The sequence below is a fragment of the Pseudomonas sp. P4_C3 genome (genome assembly GCF_056402075.1).
Genome location: NZ_JBFUIC010000219.1, coordinates 1 through 7,604 on the forward strand (window position 1 = coordinate 1; position 7,604 = coordinate 7,604).

A 7,604-nucleotide genomic window follows, 5' to 3' on the forward strand; every position below is an offset into this window, starting at 1 on the left:
CTGGAAAAGCTCACAAACCCGTTTTTGCGCTCCGGTGAAACATCCGTTAAAGAAAAAGCGGACGAACGGACCGGCACCGATAACTCGGTGCCCGATATGGTTTTTGCTGCTCTTCGAGCGTGGAAAGACACGTTCTAAAGGGATCTCACAAGGTTGCAACAATTCTGAAAGGTTGACCGCGCAGGGTGCGCTTTCTAGAATCGCCCGACATTTTTGCCCGGAACTTACTTCCAGCCAATGTCGTCACCTATTCGCAAAGCCATCAGTTCAGACGCATTGACCCGCTTGGCTCAAGCCATCGCGGTGGCTGTGTCCGCCACCCTGGCGGGCTGTTCCAGCCATGCGCCGCAGACCGATGCGGCGCACGCGCAGAACATCGCCGCGCGCGCCAAGCAGAAGCCGGTTTGGCTCAGCGAAAAACCCAGCCCGCAAATTCCCCAGGACGTCTGGGAGCGTATGCGCCAGGGCTTCCAGTTGCAGGACGGGCTGGGCGTCAACCCGCGCATCGAGCAACAACGCCTTTGGTTCGCCAGCAATCCATCTTTCCTCGAAAACGCCGGCGAACGTGGCAGCTTATACATTCATTACATCGTCGAACGCCTTGAAGAGCGCAACATGCCGCTGGAACTGGCACTGCTGCCAGTGATTGAAAGCGCCTACAACCCGATGGCCTATTCCCGGGCCGACGCGGTGGGTCTTTGGCAGTTCATCCCCTCCACCGGGCGTTACTTCAACCTGCGTCAAACCCGTTTCTATGATGGCCGTCGCGATATCACCGCGTCGACCACCGCCGCGCTGGATTACCTGACCCGCCTGCACGACATGTTCAACGGCGACTGGATGCTGGCCCTGGCGGCCTACAACGCCGGCGAAGGCACCGTCAGCCGGGCCATCGAGCGCAACGAACGCCTCGGCCTGCCGACCGACTACTGGAACCTGCCGCTGCCTTCCGAAACCCAGGCCTACGTGCCGAAGTTGCTGGCACTGTCGCAGGTGGTGATGGCGCCGGAAGCCTACGGCGTGAACCTCAACCCGATCGCCAACGAACCTTACTTCAAGGTCGTCGAAATCAACCAGCGCATGGACCTGTCCAAGGTTGCTGAAGTCGCCAACATCGACGAAGACGAACTGTTCCAGCTCAACCCGGCCTTCAAGCAGCGCACCACCATCGACGGTCCGCAGCACCTGTTGGTGCCGACTTCCAAGGCGCAACTGCTGACCAGCAGCCTGCAAACCATGCGCCCTGAAGAGTTGATCAGCAAGAAATCGCTCAAGCCGGTCTTCGAAGGTGCCGACGATACCCAGGTCGCCAGCGTCAAGCGTTCCTACCGGGTCAAACGGGGTGACAACCTCGGCTCCATCGCCAAGGCCAACAACGTTGACGTGCAGGACCTGCAACGCTGGAACAAACTGACCGGCAAGAACCTCAAGCCCGGCCAGACCCTCGTCATGCAGGACAACAGCAAACGCAGCTCCGGGCGCGTCAACACCGTGATTGCAGCCAATACCAAAAAACAGCAGACCACGTACAAGGTCCAGCAAGGCGACTCGCTGTACATCGTGGCCAAGCGCTTCAACGTTGAAATGCAGCACCTCAAGCGCTGGAACCCGCGTGTCGGTCAGGCGCTGAAGCCTGGCCAGATGTTGACGGTGGCCAATCCGCACTAAAACTGTAGGAGCAGCCGGTCGACGCTCGATTGCTCGCGAAAGTCGCCAACGATAACGCGGGCATTCTGGATAAATGCCGCGCCCTCAGGTTCTTCGCGAGCAAGCTCGCTCCTACAGGATTGCAACCGCTCAAATCTCCCGTCTTTTTCCTGTCCATACAAGCTGTTACTGTACGGTCCACAAAGCCCAAGCCGCCTGGATCGGATCCCCTATTTGAAGCGCCCCCTGCCCCTGCTCCTGATCTGCCTGGCCTTGAGCTCCACCGCAAGCGCGACGATCAGCGAAAGCCATGGTTATGCGCAGTTCGGCACGCTCAAGTACCCGGCCCGATTTACCCACTTCGACTGGGTCAACCCGCAAGCGCCCAAGGGCGGTACGTTGCGGGTCATGGCGTTTGGCACGTTCGACACGCTCAACCCGTACACCTTCAAGGGCACCAGCCCGGTCACCACGGCGAATTTCCTGCAATACGGCATCAACGAGCTCAACGAGCCGCTGATGGTCGGTACCGGGCAGTACGCGCCTTCGGGTGACGAGCCCGCGTCCAGCTATGGCCTGATCGCCCAGTCGGTGGAGTACAGCGAGGACCGCAGCTGGGTGGTGTTCAACCTGCGTCCCGAAGCACGCTTCCATGACGGCACGCCGATCACCGCCTATGACGTCGCGTTCTCCTACCGCACGCTGCTCAAGGAAGGCCATCCGCTGTACCGCACCAGCCTTCAGGAAGTGTTGCGGGTCGACAYCCTCAACCCGCAGCGCATCCGCTTCGTGTTCAAGCGTGCCGGCAATCCGCTGCTGATCCTGCGCCTGGGCGAAATGCCGGTGCTGGCGCAGCACTACTGGAAAGGCCGCGACTTCAAGGCCACCACATTCGAGCCGCCGCTGGGCAGCGGACCGTATCGCATCACCTCGGTCACGCCGGGACGGCAGATCATCTTCGAACGGGTCAAGGATTACTGGGGCAAGGACCTGCCGGTCAATCGCGGCAAGTACAACTTCGACCGCATGGAGGTCGAGTTCTACCGCGACAGCGACGTGGCGTTCGAGGCGTTCAAGGCCGGTGAATTCGATATCTATATCGAGCATCAGGCGAAGAACTGGGACACTGGCTACAACTTCCCCGCCGTACGCCGCGGTGACGTGATCAAGACACAGATTCCCCACCAGATCCCGACCCAGACCCAGGGTTTGTTCATGAACAGCCGTCGCCCGGCATTCTCGGACGCCAAGGTCCGTGAAGCGCTGGGGCTGATGTTCAACTTTGAATGGACCAACCGCACGCTGTTCAGCGGCGCCTACCAACGCGCCATGAGCTACTACCCCAATAGTGAGTTCTCGGCCAGCGGTTTGCCGGTCGGGCACGAATGGCTGTTGCTCAAGTCCTATCGTGAACAGTTGCCGGCCAGGCTCTTTACCGAGCCGTTCAGCCTGCCGCAGACCGACGGGCACGGCATCCCCCGGGAGACCTTGCGCAAAGCCCTTGGCCTGCTCGCCGATGCTGGCTGGAAGTTCAATGGCCAGCGCCTGCAAAACGCCGCCGGGCAGCCGTTGCGCCTGGAGTTACTGCTGGTCAACCCGAACCTGGAGCGCATCCTCCAGCCTTACCTCGAGAACCTGAGCAGCATCGGCATCGACGCACGGCTGCGCACGGTCGATCGCGCACAATACAAGCAGCGCCTCGACCAGTTCGATTTCGACATGATTCTGATGACCCTCAACCAGACGCTCAGCCCGGGCCTGGAACAATGGCAGTACTTTCACTCCAGCCAGGCCGGGGTCAAGGGCAGCAAAAACTACGCCGGCATTGCCGACCCGGTAGTCGATCACTTGCTCGAGCAGTTACTGGCGGCCCAGACCCGCGATGAGCAAGTCGCCGCCGGCAAGGCCCTCGACCGCGTGCTGCTGTGGCAGCACTACATCGTGCCCAACTGGTACCTCAATTATCACCGTCTGGCGTACCGCAACCGGCTCGCCTTCGTCACCACGCCGCCCTACACCCTGGGCCTGAACGCGTGGTGGCTGAAATCTTCGGAGAAAGATCAATGAAACCCATCCGCACCCTGCTCCTGCAGGCCAGCGGCCTGTTGTTCGCCGGGCTGGCCTGCGCCGCCCCACAACATGCCGTGACCCTGTATAACGAGCCGCCGAAATATCCGGCCGATTTCAAACACTTCGACTACGTCAATCCCGATGCGCCCAAGGGCGGAATCTTCCGTCAGGCCGGTTTCGGCGGTTTCGACAGCCTCAACCCGTTTATCAGCAAGGGTGTGCCGGCGGACGATATCGGCATGATCTACGACACCCTGGCCAAGCAAGGGCTGGACGAGCCGTTCACCGAGTACGGCTTGATCGCCCGGTTGATCGAGAAAGCTCCGGACAACGCTTGGGTGCGCTTCTACCTGCGCCCCGAAGCACGCTTCCATGATGGCCATCCGATTCGCGCCGAGGACGTGGTGTTCAGCTTCCAGATGCTGACCAAGGATGGCGCGCCGATGTACCGCGGCTACTACAACGACGTGGCCGAAGTGGTCGCCGAAGACCCGCTCACCGTATTGTTCAAGTTCAAGCACACCAACAACCGCGAACTGCCGCTGATCCTCGGCCAGTTGCCGGTGCTGCCCAAGCACTGGTGGGCCGACCGCGACTTCAACAAGGGCAACCTGGAAATCCCGCTGGGCAGCGGCCCGTACAAGGTCAGCGAAGTGAAGGCCGGACGCTCGGTGCGTTACGAGCGGGTCAAGGACTACTGGGGCAAGGACCTGCCGGTCAATCGCGGTTTCTACAACTTCGACGTGATGACCACCGATTACTACCGCGACAACACAGTGGCCCTGGAAGCGCTCAAGGCCGGGCAGTTCGACTACTGGCTGGAAATGACCGCGAAAAACTGGGCCAACGCCTACAACACTCCGGCGGTCACCGAAGGTCGACTGGTCAAGGAACAGATTCCCAACGGCAATCCGACCGGCATGCAAGGGTTCGTGTTCAACCTGCGCCGCCCGGTGTTCCAGGATGTGCGCGTGCGTCAGGCCTTGTCGCTGCTGCTGGACTTCGAATGGACCAACAAGCAACTGTTCAACGGTGCCTATGCGCGTACCCGCAGTTACTTCGAGAACTCGGAAATGGCCGCCATCGGCCTGCCTGATGGCGAACAGGTGGCGATCCTCGAACCGTTCCGCGGCAAGCTTTCACCGCAAGTGTTCAGCGAAGCGTTCCAGAACCCGACCACCGACGGCAGCGGCATGATCCGCACCCAGCAACGCCAAGCCTATCAACTGCTGCAAGAGGCCGGCTGGCGCATCGTCGATGACAAAATGGTCGACGCCACGGGCAAGCCGGTGGTCATCGAGTTCCTGTTGGCCCAGACCGAATTCGAACGGGTGCTGCTGCCGTTCAAGCGCAACCTGAGTGACCTGGGCATCGATCTGGTGATCCGCCGGGTCGACGTCTCGCAATACATCAACCGCGTGCGTTCCCGGGACTTCGACATGATTGTCGGCAGCTTCCCGCAATCCAATTCGCCGGGTAACGAACAACGGGAATTCTGGATGTCGGCTGCCGCCGACAAACCCGGCAGCCGCAATTCCATGGGGCTGAAAGATCCGATGGTCGATCAACTGGTCGAGCAACTGATCAACGCCGATTCGCGCAACAGCCTGGTGGCCCACGCCCGGGCGCTGGACCGGGTGYTGCAATGGGGCTATTACGTAATACCCAACTGGCACATCAAGACCTGGCGCGTGGCGTACTGGAACCACATCGGCCATCCAAAGGTCTCGCCTAAATACGACATCGGCACGGCCACCTGGTGGGTCAAGCCCGACATCAAGCCGGCGATAGAAGTCGAAACCACACTGCAGGCCGCTCCTGCGGGCACGGAGTAATCAGATGCTGGCGTACATTTTTCGGCGACTGTTGCTGATCATTCCGACCCTGTTCGGCATCCTGCTGATCAACTTCGTGATCATCCAGGCTGCCCCGGGCGGGCCGGTGGAACAGATGATCGCCAAGCTCGAAGGCTTCGAAGGCGCCACCAGCCGCATCGCCGGCGGCGGTGCCGAAGTCTCGGTGGCAGGCTCGGCCTATCGCGGCGCCCAGGGCCTGGACCCGGCACTGATCAAGGAAATCGAGCACATGTACGGCTTCGACAAATCGGCGCCGGAACGCTTGTGGATCATGGTCAAGAACTATGCGTCCCTGGATTTCGGCGACAGCTTCTTCCGCGACGCCAAGGTCATCGACCTGATCAAGGAAAAGATGCCGGTGTCGATCTCCCTCGGGCTGTGGAGCACCCTGATCATGTACCTGGTGTCGATCCCGCTGGGGATCGCCAAGGCCAAGCGGCACGGCAGCCACTTCGACGTCTGGACCAGTTCGGCGATCATTGTCGGCTACGCGATCCCGGCGTTCCTGTTCGCCATCCTGTTGATCGTGGTGTTCGCCGGCGGCAGTTACCTGGACTGGTTCCCGTTGCGCGGGCTGACCTCGAACAACTTCGATGAACTGAGCATGGGCGGCAAGATCCTCGACTACTTCTGGCACCTGGCGCTGCCGGTGACTGCACTGGTGATCGGCAACTTCGCGACCATGACCCTGCTGACCAAAAACAGCTYCCTCGACGAAATCAACAAGCAGTACGTGATCACCGCCAGGGCCAAGGGCCTGACCAACCACCGCGTGCTGTACGGCCACGTGTTCCGCAACGCCATGCTGCTGGTGATCGCCGGTTTCCCCTCGGCCCTCATCGGCATCTTCTTCACCGGCTCGTTGCTGGTGGAGGTGATCTTCTCCCTCGACGGCCTCGGCCTGATGAGCTTCGAAGCGGCGATCAACCGTGATTACCCGGTGGTGTTCGGCACGCTGTTCATCTTCACTTTGCTGGGGCTGGTGGTGAAACTGATCGGCGACCTCACCTACACCCTTGTCGATCCGCGCATCGACTTCGAAAGCCGGGAGCATTGAGATGAACCTGTCCCCTCTCAATCGCCGACGCTTCGAACTGTTCAAGGCCAACAAGCGTGGCTGGTGGTCGCTGTGGCTGTTCCTGATCCTGTTCGGCGCAAGCCTGGGCGCCGAGCTGATCGCCAACGACAAGCCGCTGGCGGTGCATTACGACAACAACTGGTACTTCCCGGCGCTCAAGCGTTACCCGGAAACCACCTTCGGCGGCGAATTTCCACTGGAAGCCAATTACAAGAGTCCGTACATCCGCGAACTGCTCAAGGCCAAGGACGCCTGGGTGCTGTGGGCACCGATTCCCTACAGCTACCAGAGCATCAACTACGACCTGAAAGTCCCGGCCCCGGCCCCGCCCTCGACGGACAACCTGCTGGGCACCGACGATCAGGGCCGCGATGTGCTGGCCCGGGTGATCTACGGTTTCCGCATTTCGGTGCTGTTCGCCCTGACCCTGACCGTGCTCAGTTCGATCATCGGCGTGATCGCCGGGGCCTTGCAGGGTTTCTACGGTGGCTGGGTGGACCTGGCCGGGCAGCGCTTCCTGGAGATCTGGTCCGGGCTGCCGGTGTTGTACCTGCTGATCATCCTCGCCAGTTTCGTGCAACCCAATTTCTGGTGGCTGCTGGGGATCATGCTGCTGTTCTCGTGGATGAGCCTGGTGGACGTGGTGCGCGCCGAATTCCTGCGCGGGCGTAACCTGGAATACGTACGCGCCGCCCGCGCCCTGGGCATGCAGAACGGTGCGATCATGTTCCGCCACATTTTGCCCAACGCGATGGTCTCGACCATGACCTTCATGCCGTTCATCCTCACCGGCGCCATCGGCACATTGACCGCCCTGGACTTCCTCGGTTTCGGCCTGCCGGCGGGCAGCCCGTCCCTGGGTGAACTGGTGGCCCAGGGCAAATCCAACCTCCAGGCGCCCTGGCTGGGCATCAGCGCCTTTGCGGTGCTGGCCTTGATGTTGAGTTTGCTGG

The 7,604-nt window shown here is 60.9% G+C and carries 6 protein-coding genes; all 6 read left to right on the forward strand.

The genetic code is table 11. The features are described from left to right. Nucleotides 1–138 (forward strand): hydroxyacylglutathione hydrolase C-terminal domain-containing protein (locus tag AC1DVH_RS23465; RefSeq protein WP_477755832.1); only part of this gene is annotated, 138 nt, incomplete at its 5' end. Between the two features lie 99 nt (nt 139–237). Continuing rightward, on the forward strand, nt 238–1,668 hold the full coding sequence (locus AC1DVH_RS23470) for a transglycosylase SLT domain-containing protein (protein WP_477755828.1): 1,431 nt from the start codon (nt 238–240) through the stop codon (nt 1,666–1,668). A 225-nt stretch (nt 1,669–1,893) separates the two neighbouring features. Further along, nucleotides 1,894–3,714, forward strand: a complete 1,821-nt coding sequence (locus AC1DVH_RS23475; RefSeq protein ID WP_477755833.1) for an extracellular solute-binding protein — start codon at nt 1,894–1,896, stop codon at nt 3,712–3,714. Then, the gene (locus AC1DVH_RS23480) at nt 3,711–5,552 is read left to right on the forward strand and encodes an extracellular solute-binding protein (RefSeq protein WP_477755829.1); all 1,842 of its coding nucleotides are present in this window, start codon (nt 3,711–3,713) and stop codon (nt 5,550–5,552) included. The genes AC1DVH_RS23475 and AC1DVH_RS23480 overlap by 4 nt, the downstream gene beginning before the upstream one ends. Nucleotides 5,553–5,556: 4 nt before the next feature. Further along, nucleotides 5,557–6,630, forward strand: coding sequence for a microcin C ABC transporter permease YejB (locus tag AC1DVH_RS23485; protein WP_477755830.1), 1,074 nt, complete (start codon nt 5,557–5,559; stop codon nt 6,628–6,630). A gap of 1 nt (nt 6,631) precedes the next feature. Continuing rightward, nucleotides 6,632–7,604, forward strand: a 973-nt coding sequence (locus AC1DVH_RS23490) for an ABC transporter permease (RefSeq protein ID WP_477755831.1), incomplete at its 3' end; no start/stop codon positions are given.